The sequence below is a fragment of the Erysipelothrix larvae genome, from assembly GCF_001545095.1.
GTDB classification, from domain to species: Bacteria; Bacillota_I; Bacilli_A; order Erysipelotrichales; family Erysipelotrichaceae; genus Erysipelothrix; species Erysipelothrix larvae.
Map to the genome: position 1 here is coordinate 1,544,714 of NZ_CP013213.1, position 15,563 is coordinate 1,560,276.

Genomic DNA, 15,563 nt, shown 5'->3' on the forward strand with positions numbered 1-15,563 from the left:
TTTGGGGTAACTTACTCCCCAAGTTATTTTATATCATTTTCTGAATTATCCCCAAGTTATTTCAGACCGCCTTAATTTTATGCATCATTTCACTATACAAGTTGGTTCTTTGACTTCCCTGTATCGATGAATTCTTGTAAGTTTTCATATGAGTATTCAACCATATTGCTGACTGCTTCATCGGTATAAGACCCAATATGTGGTGTAACAAGTACCCGTGGGTAGAGCGATTGAATCCGCGTCAACAACACATCAAAGTCTTCAGGGCGTGTTAGCTTATTGAAGTACTGTGTTTCATTTGCTAAAACATCCGTTGCATAGCCTTGAATCTTCCCTGATTCAACATAAGATAAGATGTCTTCAACTTTTTGAAGCTCACCGCGGGATGTGTTAATTAAAATCACACCCTCTTTCATTTTCTCAATTTTTTCTGCATTCAAGAATTCATCATTTGAACCCTTAAAGTATGGCATATGCATTGAGATAATATCCGATTCTTTGAGAAGTGTATCCAAATCAACTTGTGTGCATACATCTCCTAAATAATCCTTCTTTACAATATCGTAGCCAATCACATTCGCACCAATTCCATGGAAGAGTTGGGCTGCAGTGAAGCCAATTTTCCCTAACCCGATGATTCCAACGGTAGATTTGCGAACTTCCTTACTAAACATAAACTCGTCAATAATAAGGTTTCCATCTTTTCCTTTATCCCCCATGTATTGAACATGACGTGATAAGGTCATGGCAAAGGTTAATGCAAGCTCTGCAATTGCATTGGGTGAGTAAAAGGGTACATAGGCTACTTTAAGTCCTAAATCTTTTGCAGCATCAAGGTCAATATGGTTATAACCCACAGTACGTGTCAACACATACTGTACCCCATAATCTTTATAAATCTGAAGGTTTTGACGCGATCCTGGACATCCACCACGAAGCATAACAGCATCGCATCCTTTCGCAAGATGCACTGTCTCATCATTCAACATGGATTCTGTGAGCACTAGATCAAAATTGAAGCGTGCGTTTAAATCTTCAAAGAACGGTCTTTCGACACGTCTCACACCATAACATAATAGTTTCATAAACAAATTCTCCTTTCTTATTTTATACAATTCCTGCACTGTGAAGTGCGGTTAATACAAACAACCAGAAAATAATTGCGACAATCGATAATACCGTTGAGATGAGTGATGCATTTGATGAGAAGAGTGCTTCTTTATCAAAATTTATTGCATACCCAACCGCTACGGTTGCAGGTGGTGTTGCAAGCATAATAACAATACCTGTAATCGCAACATAATCAAGGGCTAAAAATCCCATAGACTTAAATACCATCATGACTACAAGCATCAAGGCTGGCATGACGAGAAGTTTCACAAATGAGTAAACCCAAACATCAATGTCTTTTGTTGCATCAGCAAGTGAGATTTGTGCCAACGTCATCCCAATTGCAAGCCATGCTAGTGGTGAAGATAATGAACCCAGATAGCTTACAGCACTCATAAACCATGGGAGTGTCTTATCAAGACGTAAAATTGCACCAGTCCATGCAGTATCACCACTGCCAATGGTAACTTGTGGTAAACTTCCTTGGAACATCCAAATCATAAATCCTAAGAAAGTACTTAGAATGATTGGATTTAAAATAATTTGACTGAGGTTTTTCTTTTCAAGTTTCAACCCAGAGAAAAGAATGAATCCATACGAGTATAAGAACACGCGGTATGCAATGTTAAAGAGGTTTGCATAAAGGGTTCCTTCAGTCCCTAAGAACGCTGAAATAATTGGAATCCCAAAGAATGTTGTGGATCCAAAAATCGTGAGACCACGCATTGCATCAAGTTTATCCCCTTTATATTTCACCACATAGATGTATGAAAATACAATCAGCAATACATATGCTACAAATCCAAAAATAAATGAGTTGAGTCCAATCGTAAATGTTTCAGGACCAATATTGGTCATAAATGCATTGAATGCAAGTGCTGGTAGGGCAACATTCATTAATACTGCGGTTAAGGCCTTTGGCCCTTGTTCTGTAACCTTCCCCGTTTTTCTCAGGTAATACCCGAGTAAGATAATGGCGATTGTTGAAAAAATCGCGCCTAAAAAATTGTTATCTGAGATAACTTGTTTGATAATATCCATAATATCCTCCTGTGTCCTTTCATTATAAAATCAAAATGAAAATGAAGGATTAAATCTAAAAAATATTTTCCTGTTCAAGAAAGAATATTTTAGTGCAAAAAACAAACCGGTCATATTTTGTGAAACAATAAAATTAGTGTGTTAATTTTCACATATATTATAATGTTTAAGATTTTTGGTGATTTCAAGAAGATACTGAGGTATCTTTAGGGAATAAAAAAACAAGGCGAACCTTGTTTTTTTGATAGATTGATTAACGCTTTGAGGTCAATCGATTGTTTTTGATGGTGTAATAAAATGTTGAACCAATATCATAGATTGATATAACACATAGGATGGCAAAGATAATCGCGAAGGTTAATGAGATGCCTTGAACTGGAAGGATGGTCTTCAAAAACTGTGAAAACTCAGGGGTTATCAAATTCGAATTGAGCAATACAATCACTGCAACAACCATCGCAAACGCATTTGAAATCAGTGTTGAGATGGCAACAACAAAATTATAGCGATCAAAAGCAAGCTTTAGCACTGAAGACAGGATATCCAAGGATGCACTAAGGGTAATCAGCAATGCATACTGATGCAGTACCTCGAGGTTAAAAACATAGGTTTCAATGGTGCCATCGATGATGAGTGGAATGTTCATATCATTTAACACCATCGCAAGCAAGATACTCACAAAGAATAGTGTCATCACGATCTCTGTGATGACCTCTCCTTTTGAGATCCTCTTCATGTTTTCTTTTTCTAATGGTGGTAAATCATCAACCGACCATTCTTTGTGGCTTAAGTCAGGTCCATGCGCTTCAAGGATTGCGTATACAAGCGTAACGCCAACAATTGCGGTTACACTCATTGAGATAATCACGGATAGATTTGCAAAGATGCGTGTGATTATAAAGACAATGAGTGATTGAGTGTCCATCGTATGAAGGGGTGCACCAATCACATCACTCACAATCACAATCCCAGCAATGACACTGGATACAATCAACACAATTCGCACAACAAGTTTCAATGTATCTATGTATTGATCAAAGATATCGGGCGAAATCAAATATCGTGGTTTTTCACGATATTTTGATGCCAGATCTTTTGGATTCCCCAGTGTTTGTAATACCGTCTTAACATCATCCGTTTCCTCTAGCATGTCTTCAATTAATGAGTTAAGTTCCAAGGATACATCCTTGCGTTGATTTTCAGGTAATCGACGGACTACATCCGCAATATAACGTTCGATATAATGATTCATCATTTAAATTTCCTCTTCTAGAAACTTTAGTTCATTGTTTAGTTTCTTCCATTCTTTGATTAGTCCCTCATAAACAGTCTGTCCCAGATCGCTCAACACATAATACTTACGTGGTCGTGTTTCCTGAGTGTCCCATTCGCTTTTTAAAATGTTTTGTTTGTCAAGGCGGCGTAACATTGGATACAAAGTTGATGCGTCAATCACAACCCCTTTTTCTTCTAAGCTTTGTAGCAGTGAATACCCATACTGCGGTTTGTTGCATTGACTGAGTACCACAAGGGTTAAGGTTCCCCTTCGCAATTCCGTCACCATACTTTGGATAAGTTCTTGTGATTCCATATTCTCACCTCAATCACAGTATACTGTATGTCATACACTATTGTCAATTTAATAACATTGATTATCTTATAACATATTCAGATGTTCTTTTATGGGTTTGAATATGATAGGATAGATGTATGAAAACGACACTTGAAACAACACTCAACCATCTCATGCATCATTATGGCCCGTTACATTGGTGGCCTGCAGAAAACGACATTGAAATGATGCTTGGCGCGGTTTTAGTCCAAAATACCAACTGGACGAATGTAGAAAAAGCCCTCCAGAACTTTAATGTTCCTTTTGAGGGTCAAGTCATCTTGAATCTTCCCCTTGAGACGCTTCAAACATTCATACGTCCTTCTGGCTTTTATACACGCAAATCGACAACGATACACGGTTTGCTCTTATGGTATCAGCAGTATGATTTTGATGTTAAGAATCTGGAAGGCATCGATACACCTTGTATTCGTAACCAGTTACTGAGCATTAAAGGCATTGGAAAAGAAACAGCCGATTGTATTTTGTTATACGCGTTTAACCGCCCTGTGTTTGTGGTCGATGCTTATTTAAAACGTATCTTGAAATCTTTGGGTCTATTTCACACAGACAACTATGATGTCATTCAACAGGAGATGATGGATTTTTTTGGACATGATGTCACATTATATCAAGAACTTCATGCATGTATTGTCGAGCATGGTAAGCAAAAGACACCAATCGATGCATTTGACCTTGTCGGCATACCCAATAAAGTGTATCTTGATGTCATGAATCGTGAACCGAAGTTTAAAGAAATTCACGATACTTATGGGTATGTAACCCGTATTTCACATCCAGATCCGTATACAGGATTTGTCTATACAATCATTGGCCAACTGTTGAGCGCTGCTTCTGCTCACGCAATTTTCACCCGTTTTATACACCGGTTTCCTGATGTTGCATCGGTGAATCAGGCATCGTTACAACAGGTGATGGACCTTGGGCTTACACATAATAAAGCATGTGCCATTAAATCATTATGTGAAAAGGTTTCAGGACAGGAATTCAGCTTTGAGTACATAAACACTTTATCCGATGAACACGCGATTGAAGCATTAACAAAACTCAAAGGACTGGGGCGATGGAGTGCAATTATTATTCTCATCCACACTTATAATCGACTGAATCTTACAAGCTATGATGATATTGCACTTCGTAAGTCAGTCGCGCGCATTTTAAAGATTGAGTCTGTTTCTAAAACGCAATTCGACCGGTATATGGCACGTTTTGAACCCTATAAGTCGGTTGCTTCGATTTTCTTATGGAAACTCAACAAATTAAAAGACTGATAAATATCAGTCTAAAGTTCTTTATAGGTTACCAGTTCAATGTCTGGATGGTTTTTAAGTGTTTTTGAGAAGTCTGAATGAATGATGAACTCAAGGATATGGATTCGATTTTCAAGCCATGATGACCCATGATAAATCGTACAATCAAGATATCCTGGATGACACATGATTTCAGTTGTCTCATGGTCTAAAATTCCTTGTAGCAATGCATCAAGATATGCTTTATCTTCGGATTCAGGACGCGCACCGCATTCATCAAAGTCCCAAATAAAATGTTCAACCCCACGCATATCTGGGGATGCCTGATAATTTATCCGAATTGGAAGGTTGTACTTACGTCCAAGACGTTCGATAATCTCTGGATTGTTTTGAAACGTATGTGCGTGATGGTGTGAATCAAGGTGAGTTGGGGTAATGCCTGCATCAATTGCTTTTTGAATCTGTGCATCCCATTCTTGATAGACTTCCTCTTCATCAAAGGGTTCTGTTTTAAACCATGCTTGCTTTTTAAAGTTACCGTGTTCATCAACCAATGTTTTATGAGTGTTAAGCAAGGGTCTTCCACAGGTTAAGACCATGTGAATGCCCACTCCAAGCTCTGGCGCTTGCTTTGCGAGTTCAACCGCATGGGTAAACCCTGGCATATTGGTCATTAATGTTGCGGATGTAAGGATGCCTTGTGTATGTGCATCCATGATCCCCCAATTAATACCACGGGAATATCCAAAATCATCTGAATTAATAATTACTTTTTTCATCAATTTCACCACAGTGTTTGGGTAAAACACTGCCCCTTCTACACACTCAATCCTATCATACCTCATCAATTTAGGAAACCCTTACAACAGTTTTATTGGAATTCGTCTAAATCGTGTATAATGAAAGATATTGTGGAGGTTTTTATATGGAATGTGTACGGTGTGATTGGGCTCATAGACACCCTTTGGAACAAGATTATCACGACACCTATTGGGGTGTCCCTGTTTATGATGATTTGGAATTATTTAAGATGTTGATGCTTGAATGCAATCAAGCGGGTTTAAGTTGGACAACCATCATCAAGCGGATGGATAGCTTGTGTGAAGCCTATGATAACTTTGATCCGCATATCTTAGTTACTTACGATGATCAAAAAGTACAAGCGCTCATGCAAAATGAAGGGATTATTCGAAATCGCTTAAAAATTAATGCTGCCATTACAAATGCCCATGCTTATTTCAAGGTCTGTGAAGCGTATGGCTCTTTCAGTACCTATCTTTGGAGTTTTGTTGGTGGTACTCCCATCATGAATCATCCAAAAACCCATGCTGATGTACCAGCGACAACGGATATTTCGGATGCGCTGAGTAAATCGCTAAAAAAACTTGGGTTTAAGTTTGTTGGTTCTACGATTGTCTACGCGTTTATGCAAGCGGTGGGAATGGTGAATGACCATGTTGAGACCTGTGCCTTTAAATACACCTTGAAGGATTAATCATCCTTCTTTTTTATCGATCCATGGGTTTGATACCACGTCGGGATTTCTGAATCATCACGATACCAGTCGCGCATGATTTGATAATTATCGTGCATGATATCAATTTGTTCTTGACCCAATGGAATGGCCCAAGGCAGTGAAGCAATCGCATTGACATAGGAATAGAGCTTGAGAAGTTTGAAGAATTCATGGGGTGGTTCTTGGTTGAAATACCCATGAATTTGTCCACATGCAAAGGGTTCACTGACCTTAACACTCCAAATAATTCGGTTGAATTCCTCCCATGGATCACCTACTCCCACCCGGTTGAAGTCAATAATGGATACCCTGTTGTGGGGGTTATAGATCATGTTTGAACCATGATAATCACCGTGTTGATAAACACTTGGCCGTTTGTTTAGATAAGGGCGGTACGCTTCGATGGTTTTAAGACATGATGCATCATCTGGATATCTCAAGCCACACAGATGATACGCCTGTATCTTTTGATCAATTTTGTGATTATACAGTGTTTCCCAATCCTCATTGGTGTCATCGCAATTAATTGAATGCATCGCTTTGAGCAACTGTCCAGCTTCTACACCACACGCATATTGTGCATGGTTATCCAGAGTTGGTAGCACATTCACTAAGCCAACACCTTCCATCCACGTATAAACACGGTATACACGATGATGCTGTTCAAGCACGCCAAAATCTATAGGTTTGGGAAACGCATCGTTCAGTGTTTCACAGCGCTTTAAAAATTCATATTCTTGAGTATAGACCTTGAGATTGGAAGCATCACCAACGCGGACCAAAAAATATTCATGATGTTTGGTGTAAACCAAAACGTTGACATCGTGTGAAAAGCCACCCTCAATCAGTTCAAGATACGCAGCGTCTTTACACACTGGAATGTCTTGGATAATTTGAAACGAGAACATTTGAATCTCCTTTATTTATAGTATACATCAAATAATCTCAGATAAAAGCGTAAGTTGAAAATAGTTTTCATGAATGTGTGATACACTTTGACTATATAAATAGAGGAGGTACTTCTAGATGAATACACGTTTTCCTGAAGGGTTTTTATGGGGTGGTGCGACCGCAGCAAACCAATTGGAAGGTGCATACTTAACAGATGGTAAAGGACCATCCGTTTCGGATGCCATGCCAGGTGGCAAAGCACGGATGCAAATCGCTTCACAACCTGATTTTGATTGGGACATTTTAGAGAACAGATATGTTTACCCAAATCACATTGGCATTGATCACTATACACGGTTTAAAGAGGACATTGCATTGTTTGCGGAAATGGGATTTAAAGTCTATCGATTCTCAATTGCTTGGTCACGCATTTTCCCAACCGGGACTGAAACACAACCCAATGAACAAGGATTGAAGTTTTATGATGAACTCATTGATACCTGTTTAAGTTATGGTATTGAACCCCTGATTACCATTTCACACTATGAAATGCCGTTAAATCTTGCGAAAATGGGTGGATGGCAAAATCGTGATTGCATTGCTCATTTTGAACGATATGCAAAAACAGTGCTCACACGTTATAAAGATAAAGTGAAGTATTGGCTGACATTTAATGAAATCAATGTTGGTGTATTCTTCCCATTACTCAGTCTTGGCATCTCAAACAAACATGGGGGATTTGAAAAGAAAGTCGCACTCAAAGGACTTCATAATCAATTTGTTGCTAGTGCGCTTGCAACCAAAATTGCCCATGAGCTCAATCCTGACATTAAAGTGGGATGCATGATTATCTATATGACATCCTATGCAGTCGATGCCAATCCAATCAATCAGATTGCCTTGCATGAATTCAATCAAATCTTCAACTATTATTGTGCAGATGTCCAAGTTCGGGGTGAATATCCAAGCTTTACCAACAAGTTCTTTAAGAAGTATGGCATTACCTGGGATGATTTAGGCGTTGAACACGATGACTTCGCGATTCTCAAAGCACATCCTGTTGATTTTATCTCATTCTCATACTACATGTCATCCGTTGTGGATGAAACCAGTCCTGAATCTGAAAAAGCAGAAGGCAATATGATCAGTGGTGTTAAGAATGAATTCTTAGAGTCCAGTGATTGGGGATGGCAAATTGATCCACAAGGGCTTCGTCTTGCGCTGAACCAGTTGTATGAGCGCTATCAAGTGCCGTTGATTATTGTAGAGAATGGTTTGGGTGCGTATGATAAGGTTGAAGATGGAAAAATTCATGATACCTATCGCATTGATTATCTCAAGAAACATATCATCGCCATGCATGAAGCACTTGAAGATGGTGTTGACCTTTTTGGCTATACACCGTGGGGATGCATTGACTTAGTATCTGCATCCACGGGAGAAATGTCAAAACGCTATGGTTTTGTCTATGTTGACCTTGATGATGAAGGAAATGGAACGATGGATCGCCTTCGTAAAGATTCTTTTGAATGGTATAAAAATGTCATCAAAACAAATGGTGAATCCCTATAAAATTGTGATACCTCCAAGGATTTAAAACTTGGAGGTTTTTTTATGTCTTTAGACCCGATTGATTCATCCTTCAGCAATTATTCTTGATAAGGGTAAGATGTGGTGGTTTTAAAAAATGTGTGATTGATGATCATAAATGGTTTAAAGGCTATACCTTGAGATACAGCTTTTTGGTATAGCCTTTTACATCGCTTGATTCTTATTTTGATACATGCGTAGATCTGCTTGTTTGAACGTTTCTTCATACCCATACATCATTTCAGCATATCCAGAACTTAAGGTGACTTCACCATTAAAAGCCGGTAAAATCCCTTCAAATGTGTAATTTGAAATTTCAGTCTTCAACATCTGCAGTTTTTCTTGAATTTCCATCTCTGACAACCCCTTGACATAAATGAGAAACTCGTCGCCACCATATCGCGAAACAATTCCAAAGTGCCCAAAGGTTTCACGGATAAAATGCGCAATGATGACCAAGACTTTATCACCCACATCATGACCGTATTGATCATTAATTTCTTTGAATCGGTCAAGGTCAATCATGATTAAATATTGACTCATATCTTTGTTGGCTGATTCTTCATCATCCAAAATTGTTTCAATAAATTTTCGACGGCGCATGACGCCTGTTAATTCATCATAATTCGCTTCGAATTCAAGTTGAACGCGTTGTGTAAAATCATAACTCTCATCGTGTTTGAGTGAGATAAATCCAACGGTTTTATTTCCTTTACGAATCGGAGCGATGAACAATTCTTCCCAATACTTTGAACCATCTTTCTTTTGATTTTCTACAATCCCCTTCCACTCAACCCCTTTATTTAAAGCTTCATCCAGTGAATCATAGATTTTCCCAGGTGTATCTTCGCTTCGAAACATTTTATAAGAACTGCCAATGATTTCATCGCGATGATATCCTGTCATCGTCATCACAAGTTGATTCGCATATACCATTGTCAGATCTTTATCCATTACAATTAAAGAATAAATTGAATTATCGGTTAATCCTGACACAAGATCATTCATGCTGATTTTGTACTTCTCCAAATAAGAAATGAGTTTTCCTTCTTTTCGAAATAATGAACTGAAATGAAATACATACGCAAGAAGCATCTCACAAAACATAACCCACAAGAGGACTTTGATGTTAAATAGAAGCGTGGATACACTGTGTACTATAAAAAGAATGGAATAGATTGATGTGTGGTGGTTGAATTTTCGATAAATCATCATTGCCCCAAAAACAAAGAACACGATAAGAATGGCGAGATTCAAGTAGATCAGATGTGTTAATTCAATAAGTGGGATGAGAATGTACAAACTAAAAATGTAGAACCACAAATATATATAGTTCTGACGAATTCGATGGTCATGATTCAACACCACATTGGACAAAGGAATTGTAATATAGAGACTGGTGAGTAATGCATATGCTGAAAAAAACAAATTAACCGAGGTATTAAAGATTGCAAAAAGGATGCATATCGTGATTGAACCTAAGATGATTCGGTCAATTTGCGTATTGAGTGTTAAATGTAAATTTCTTTGGTAAGTCAGTAACAACAATAATAAGGTAACAAGTACAACATAAACCTGCACGTTAATCATTTAAAAACCCCCCATACTGGTTTTACTTATGTATTATATCAAATCTATAAAAAAATTCTATAAAAAAGGGATTGTTTATCATCCCTTTGTATTACTCAATAATTTCGTGAACACCGCGTGATGGTGTTACAGTATAAAATGCGGGTTCATAGCCAATTGTATCCACATACACGCTGCGTACCTTTTGAATCACTTCAGAAACAGCATCATGCTTCACAAGTGCAATTGAACATCCCCCAAAGCCTGCACCCGTTACACGTGCACCATAAGTGCCTTCAATGCTTTGTGCAGTTTGAACTAAGGTGTCCAACTCAATGCCCGTTACCTCATAGTCATCTCTTAGTGAGGTATGACTTTGATTCATCAGCTCACCAAACGCGTTGGCATCGTGCAGTGTGAGAACATCCACTGCTTTATGGGTACGTTCATTTTCGGATACTGCATGTCGTGCTCGTTTATAGATCGTTTCATCTTCGAATCGATTTTGAATTGCTTCAAGCTGAACCAATGAAAGCGAACACAATGCATCCACGGCATAGACTTCACGTACAATCTTGAGCGCTTGTTCACATTCATCACGACGTGTGTTATACGCTGATTCAATCAATTCGCGTCGTTTACACGTATTCATAATAAGCAAAGTTGCATCTTCAAAGTCAAACGGCACATATTGATATGATAAGTCTGAAGTATCTAAGAGCATAGCATATTTTTCTTTGCCCATCGTGATTGCGAATTGATCCATAATCCCTGTACTTACACCTAAATACTCATTTTCAGTTTTCTGAACAATTTGAGCACATTCAATCGGTTGTACACCAAGATTATACAGTTCATTGACTACCCAACATGTTAACACTGATATAGATGCACTGCTGGATAAGCCAGAACCATTTGGAATGTTTCCCTCATAAGCAATGTCAAATCCAAACGGTACTTCTTTGTTTGATTGAGCGAGCATATATAAGACACCTTTTGGATAATTTGTCCAACCGTGTTCTTTATTATATGAAAGATCATCCAATGAAATTTCGATGACCCCTTTCTCAGGCATGTTTGTTGAATAGAATCGAACGATTCTGTCTTCACGCTTTTTAACAACAGCATATGTTCCTAAATCAATTGCACATGGGAAGACATTGCCACCATTATAGTCAATATGTTCGCCAATTAAGTTTATACGTCCAGGCGCAAAGAATACACGTTCACCTGGGGATTTATAGATCTCTTGAAAAACTTGTTTTAATCCCTCATATCCCATATATCATTGTTAACTCACTTTCTTACGCGTTTATTTTTTCGCAATGTACTTACGAATATCAACGGCTACCGCTACAATAATAATAACACCTTGAATTACAGATTGCATCGCGGTATCGATACCCATAAATTGAAGGGCGGTTTTCATAAGTTCAAATACAAGAACACCGGTTAAGACACCCGATACTGAACCAACACCACCGGTTGTGGAAACACCACCGATTGTTGCGGCAGCAATCGCTTCAAGTTCATAACCTGTACCATAACTAATGGAGCCACCTCCTGATTTCGCAGAAAGTAAGAACCCTGCAATACCATAGAATAGACCAGCAAGTGCATAAATCTTAATTTTTGAACGTTTAACATTAACCCCAGATACTTCTGCAGCGTTTTCGTTTCCACCAATTGCATACATGTATTTACCATACCGTGTTTTACGGTATGCAAAGGAAACAATGAGTCCAATGACCGTTGCGATAATCACAAGGTATGGGATTCCAAACAGATTTCCTGTTGCAACTCGTGAAAACTCTGGTTTTAAAGCACCAATTGGTTGCCCTTTAGAATAGATTAAGTTAATCCCATAGACAATAACTTGCATCCCTAAGGTTGCGATAAATGGTGGTACACTGAAGTAAGCAATGACAATCCCGTTGATCATCCCAAGTAATGTTGTAATGACAACAATTAAGAGAAGGATTGCGAAGATGTTATAATCGCCTGCCCAAGGGAAGAATTTATCAGCATAGTCGTAGCGTTGAAGTAAACTTGCAGCGACAACAGCTCCTAAACCAATAATACGCCCAGCAGACAAGTCGGTCCCTTTAACAATCAAACATCCACTAATACCAAGTGCTACGATGAAACGCACTGCAACGTTTGTACTCACACTGCGTATGTTTGCGATTGATAAAAAGTTTGGTTCGTTGATTGCGACAAAGGCAACCATCACAAATAAAATAATGGTTATTGCGTTTTTAGATAAGAATGATTTCAAATCCATTTGTTTCAAATTATTCATTTCAATTCTCCTTACATGAATTTAGTTGCGAGCGTCATGATTTTTTCTTGCGTTGCTTCTTCTTTATCAAGAATGCCACTTTGACGTCCTTCACACATAATCATAATACGATCTGACATTCCCAATAATTCAGACATTTCAGAACTGATCATGATAATTGATTTACCTTGTGCCACAAGGTCGTTCATAATCGTATAGATTTCATATTTAGCACCAACATCAATCCCCCGTGTTGGCTCATCCAAGATGAGAACATCTGGATCATTGGCAAGCCATCGTGAGATTAACACTTTTTGCTGGTTTCCCCCTGACAATGACATAATCTTTGTGCTATTGCTTGGTGTTTTGATACTCAGCTTTTCGATGCTTTCATTCACAATCTTATCGACTTTCTTTTGATTAATTTTAAATCCTTCGACATATTGATCAATTGAAGCAATGGCAACATTATCAGTAATTGATAATACGCCTAAGATTCCGGTTGCTCTACGATCTTCTGTAAGGAGTGCAATTTTGTTTTTAATTGCATCTTGTGGTCTTGAAATTTTAAGAATTTTACCATCTTTAACAATTAACCCATCGGCTACTGTACGGATTCCAAACAAGGCTTCCACCATTTCAGTCCGTTGTGCCCCTACCAGTCCACCAATTCCTAAGATTTCTCCTTTTCTTAAATTAAAGGAAATGTTCTTAAAGGAACGGGGGTTTACAGAAGTGATATTTTGAACTTCAAGTTTCACTTCTTCGCTTGGTACGACATCACGACTTGGGAACAAGTCCGTTAATTCACGGCCAACCATTTGAGCAATAATTGCATCAATTGTCATTTCATTTGCAGGCCATGTTCCAACATATTTACCATCACGCATGATGGAAATATCATCAGAAATTCTCAAAATTTCATCCATCTTGTGAGAAATATAGATGATTGACACACCGTCATTACGCAGTTTATTAATAATCGTGAAGAGAACTTCAACTTCTGATTGCGTCAGTGATGAAGTTGGTTCATCCATAATAATAACTTTGGCTTGATGTGAAATTGCTTTGGCAATCTCAACCGATTGCATTTGTGATACAGAGAGTTCCTTAAGTTTGGTAGTTGGTGGTAGTGGTAATTCAATGCTTTTAAGGACTTCTTCCGCATCTTTATTCATTTTTGCATGATCGACCATCTTTAGCGGTCCAACATTCTTTAAAGGATAATTTCCCAAATAAATATTTTCAGCAATCGTCATTTCAGTAATCGGTTGTAATTCTTGATGTATCATTGCTATCCCATGTTCTAAAGCATCATTTGAATCTTTAAAACTCACGGGTTCACCATTAAACTTTATTTCACCAGCATCCATTGAATAAATACCAAATAAGCATTTCATCAATGTTGACTTACCGGCACCATTTTCACCCATTAATGCATGAACGGTTCCTTTACGAACTTTGAGTGAAACGTTGTCTAATGCTTTTACCCCTGGGAAACTTTTTGATATGTTCATCATTTCTAATTGAATATCAATCATAAACTAAGCTCCTCATTCTTAATAAATCAAGTGTGCGTTTAAGCACACTTGATCACTTCATTCATTATTGTTCTTTAACAACTTTCACATAGTCTACCCAGTAGTGAGTATCTACAGATTCGCCATCGAGTAATCGTAATGCTACATCTACAGCTTTTGTTGCTTGCCCTTCAGCGTCATTTAATACTGTACCAGTAATACGGCCTTCATTAACTAAAGTAACAACTTCGTCAAGCGCATCAACACCTACTAGGTAAATGTCTTCACCAACTGTGCGACCAGCGGATTCGATTGCTTGTAATGCTCCAAGTGCCATCGCATCATTATTTGCGAAGATAACTTCTACTTTGTCACCAAATTGTGCTAAAGCACCAGCAGCAATTTCTTGCCCTTTAGGTTGTTCCCAGTCACCACGTTGTTCAAGTAGTTTGTCGACTGTAACACCAGCGTCTGTTAATGCTTTGATTGAATATTCTGTACGATATTGTGCATCAATGTTTGCAGGGTCTCCCACGATCATTACATAAGAAACAACGCCATCACCATTAATATCGCCTTTTGTTTCAAGGTCTAAGATGATTTGTCCTTGGAATGTTCCAGATTGACGTGCGTCAGCTCCAACATAAGCAGTTCTGCCTTCCCAAATTAGGAGGTCATCTTCAGCTGGTTCACGGTTGATAAATACAACTGGAATCTCTGCAGCTTTTGCTTTATCAATAACGGTTGCAGCAGATGCTGGGTCAACTAAGTTTGCAATGATTAAATCCATACCTTGTGAGATGAATGCATCAATTTGGTTAGTTTGTTCAGCTTGATCCCCTTTACCATCTTGGAATGTTAATTCATAAGTTACTGAATCGGTATTTTTTGCTTCGAAGATCTTAGCGAGTTGTTCACGATAAACAGTCATGAAGTTATCATCATACTTATAGATTGCAACCCCAATCTTAACTGTTTTTGATTCGCTTCCTGAAGCGCCACATGCTGTTAGCATTGCTAAAGCAACAAAAACAAATAGAATCTTAGAAATCTTTCTCATTTTTTCTCCTCCAACTTCTTAAGTTCTAGTAAAATTTAGTAATTCTACACACATAATTTACTAAATGTAAGCGCTTCTGTCAATACCTTTTTATCATTCTTT

Annotated in this window: 14 protein-coding genes; 3 read left to right on the top strand and 11 right to left on the bottom strand. The window is 38.1% G+C overall.

Translation table 11 applies throughout. The annotated features are described in order from the left end of the window. Positions 1 to 92: 92 nt before the first annotated feature. The 4 genes from AOC36_RS07160 to AOC36_RS07175 form a co-directional block, all read right to left on the bottom strand. Positions 93 to 1,085 carry a 2-hydroxyacid dehydrogenase gene (locus AOC36_RS07160; RefSeq protein ID WP_067632855.1) on the bottom strand — a complete coding sequence of 331 codons (993 nt, stop codon included), beginning with the start codon at positions 1,083 to 1,085 and terminating at the stop codon, positions 93 to 95. A gap of 22 nt (positions 1,086 to 1,107) precedes the next feature. Next, positions 1,108 to 2,151 (bottom strand): AEC family transporter, encoded by a 1,044-nt coding sequence (locus AOC36_RS07165; protein WP_067632857.1) that lies wholly within the window; start codon positions 2,149 to 2,151, stop codon positions 1,108 to 1,110. A gap of 253 nt (positions 2,152 to 2,404) precedes the next feature. Next, positions 2,405 to 3,406 (bottom strand): HAAS signaling domain-containing protein, encoded by a 1,002-nt coding sequence (locus AOC36_RS07170; RefSeq protein ID WP_067632859.1) that lies wholly within the window; start codon positions 3,404 to 3,406, stop codon positions 2,405 to 2,407. Further along, a complete protein-coding gene (locus tag AOC36_RS07175) occupies positions 3,407 to 3,742 on the bottom strand; it encodes a PadR family transcriptional regulator (protein WP_067632862.1) in 336 nt (111 codons plus the stop codon). It lies immediately after the preceding gene. 119 nt (positions 3,743 to 3,861) lie between these two features. On the opposite strand from AOC36_RS07175, the gene AOC36_RS12210 reads away from it, so the two are divergent. Next, positions 3,862 to 5,055 (top strand): hypothetical protein, encoded by a 1,194-nt coding sequence (locus tag AOC36_RS12210; protein ID WP_157777162.1) that lies wholly within the window; start codon positions 3,862 to 3,864, stop codon positions 5,053 to 5,055. Positions 5,056 to 5,066: 11 nt separating this feature from the next. On the opposite strand, the gene AOC36_RS07185 is transcribed toward AOC36_RS12210, so the two are convergent. Then, entirely contained in the window at positions 5,067 to 5,813 is a 747-nt protein-coding gene (locus AOC36_RS07185) for a carbohydrate deacetylase (RefSeq protein ID WP_067634592.1), read from the bottom strand. Positions 5,814 to 5,959: 146 nt separating this feature from the next. Here AOC36_RS07185 and AOC36_RS07190 point away from each other — a divergent pair, with 146 nt between their 5' ends. Continuing rightward, positions 5,960 to 6,529: a DNA-3-methyladenine glycosylase I gene (locus AOC36_RS07190; protein WP_067632864.1), complete on the top strand. Its 570-nt coding sequence runs from the start codon at positions 5,960 to 5,962 to the stop codon at positions 6,527 to 6,529. Here the strand turns inward: AOC36_RS07190 and AOC36_RS07195 are convergent. Further along, the gene (locus AOC36_RS07195) at positions 6,526 to 7,458 is read right to left on the bottom strand and encodes an aminoglycoside phosphotransferase family protein (RefSeq protein ID WP_067632866.1); all 933 of its coding nucleotides are present in this window, start codon (positions 7,456 to 7,458) and stop codon (positions 6,526 to 6,528) included. The genes AOC36_RS07190 and AOC36_RS07195 overlap by 4 nt on opposite strands. Before the next feature lie 118 nt (positions 7,459 to 7,576). Between AOC36_RS07195 and AOC36_RS07200 the strand changes: the two genes are divergently transcribed. Continuing rightward, positions 7,577 to 9,013: a glycoside hydrolase family 1 protein gene (locus AOC36_RS07200; protein WP_067632868.1), complete on the top strand. Its 1,437-nt coding sequence runs from the start codon at positions 7,577 to 7,579 to the stop codon at positions 9,011 to 9,013. Positions 9,014 to 9,196: 183 nt separating this feature from the next. Here AOC36_RS07200 and AOC36_RS07205 read toward each other — a convergent pair whose 3' ends face one another. The 5 genes from AOC36_RS07205 to AOC36_RS07225 form a co-directional block, all read right to left on the bottom strand. Then, positions 9,197 to 10,621 carry a sensor domain-containing diguanylate cyclase gene (locus tag AOC36_RS07205; RefSeq protein WP_067632870.1) on the bottom strand — a complete coding sequence of 475 codons (1,425 nt, stop codon included), beginning with the start codon at positions 10,619 to 10,621 and terminating at the stop codon, positions 9,197 to 9,199. A 91-nt stretch (positions 10,622 to 10,712) separates the two neighbouring features. Next, entirely contained in the window at positions 10,713 to 11,882 is a 1,170-nt protein-coding gene (locus tag AOC36_RS07210) for a galactokinase (protein ID WP_067632872.1), read from the bottom strand. Between the two features lie 30 nt (positions 11,883 to 11,912). Beyond that, positions 11,913 to 12,902, bottom strand: a complete 990-nt coding sequence (locus AOC36_RS07215) for an ABC transporter permease subunit (RefSeq protein WP_067632874.1) — start codon at positions 12,900 to 12,902, stop codon at positions 11,913 to 11,915. Between the two features lie 11 nt (positions 12,903 to 12,913). Further along, complete coding sequence (locus tag AOC36_RS07220; protein ID WP_067632877.1) at positions 12,914 to 14,422, bottom strand: sugar ABC transporter ATP-binding protein; 1,509 nt, start codon at positions 14,420 to 14,422, stop codon at positions 12,914 to 12,916. 64 nt (positions 14,423 to 14,486) lie between these two features. Then, positions 14,487 to 15,461, bottom strand: coding sequence for a galactose ABC transporter substrate-binding protein (locus AOC36_RS07225; protein WP_078055111.1), 975 nt, complete (start codon positions 15,459 to 15,461; stop codon positions 14,487 to 14,489). Positions 15,462 to 15,563 lie beyond the last annotated feature (102 nt).

What these genes read in the sequence shown, in the direction of transcription:
- AOC36_RS07195 (WP_067632866.1), bottom strand. Translation starts at nt 7,458, where the DNA reads ATGTTCTCGTTTCAAATTATCCAAGACATTCCAGTGTGTAAAGACGCT.
- AOC36_RS07210 (WP_067632872.1), bottom strand. Translation starts at nt 11,882, where the DNA reads ATGGGATATGAGGGATTAAAACAAGTTTTTCAAGAGATCTATAAATCC.
- AOC36_RS07205 (WP_067632870.1), bottom strand. Translation starts at nt 10,621, where the DNA reads ATGATTAACGTGCAGGTTTATGTTGTACTTGTTACCTTATTATTGTTG.
- AOC36_RS07225 (WP_078055111.1), bottom strand. Translation starts at nt 15,461, where the DNA reads ATGAGAAAGATTTCTAAGATTCTATTTGTTTTTGTTGCTTTAGCAATG.
- AOC36_RS07160 (WP_067632855.1), bottom strand. Translation starts at nt 1,085, where the DNA reads ATGAAACTATTATGTTATGGTGTGAGACGTGTCGAAAGACCGTTCTTT.
- AOC36_RS07170 (WP_067632859.1), bottom strand. Translation starts at nt 3,406, where the DNA reads ATGATGAATCATTATATCGAACGTTATATTGCGGATGTAGTCCGTCGA.
- AOC36_RS07220 (WP_067632877.1), bottom strand. Translation starts at nt 14,422, where the DNA reads ATGATTGATATTCAATTAGAAATGATGAACATATCAAAAAGTTTCCCA.
- AOC36_RS07185 (WP_067634592.1), bottom strand. Translation starts at nt 5,813, where the DNA reads ATGAAAAAAGTAATTATTAATTCAGATGATTTTGGATATTCCCGTGGT.
- AOC36_RS07200 (WP_067632868.1), top strand. Translation starts at nt 7,577, where the DNA reads ATGAATACACGTTTTCCTGAAGGGTTTTTATGGGGTGGTGCGACCGCA.
- AOC36_RS07175 (WP_067632862.1), bottom strand. Translation starts at nt 3,742, where the DNA reads ATGGAATCACAAGAACTTATCCAAAGTATGGTGACGGAATTGCGAAGG.
- AOC36_RS07190 (WP_067632864.1), top strand. Translation starts at nt 5,960, where the DNA reads ATGGAATGTGTACGGTGTGATTGGGCTCATAGACACCCTTTGGAACAA.
- AOC36_RS07215 (WP_067632874.1), bottom strand. Translation starts at nt 12,902, where the DNA reads ATGAATAATTTGAAACAAATGGATTTGAAATCATTCTTATCTAAAAAC.
- AOC36_RS07165 (WP_067632857.1), bottom strand. Translation starts at nt 2,151, where the DNA reads ATGGATATTATCAAACAAGTTATCTCAGATAACAATTTTTTAGGCGCG.
- AOC36_RS12210 (WP_157777162.1), top strand. Translation starts at nt 3,862, where the DNA reads ATGAAAACGACACTTGAAACAACACTCAACCATCTCATGCATCATTAT.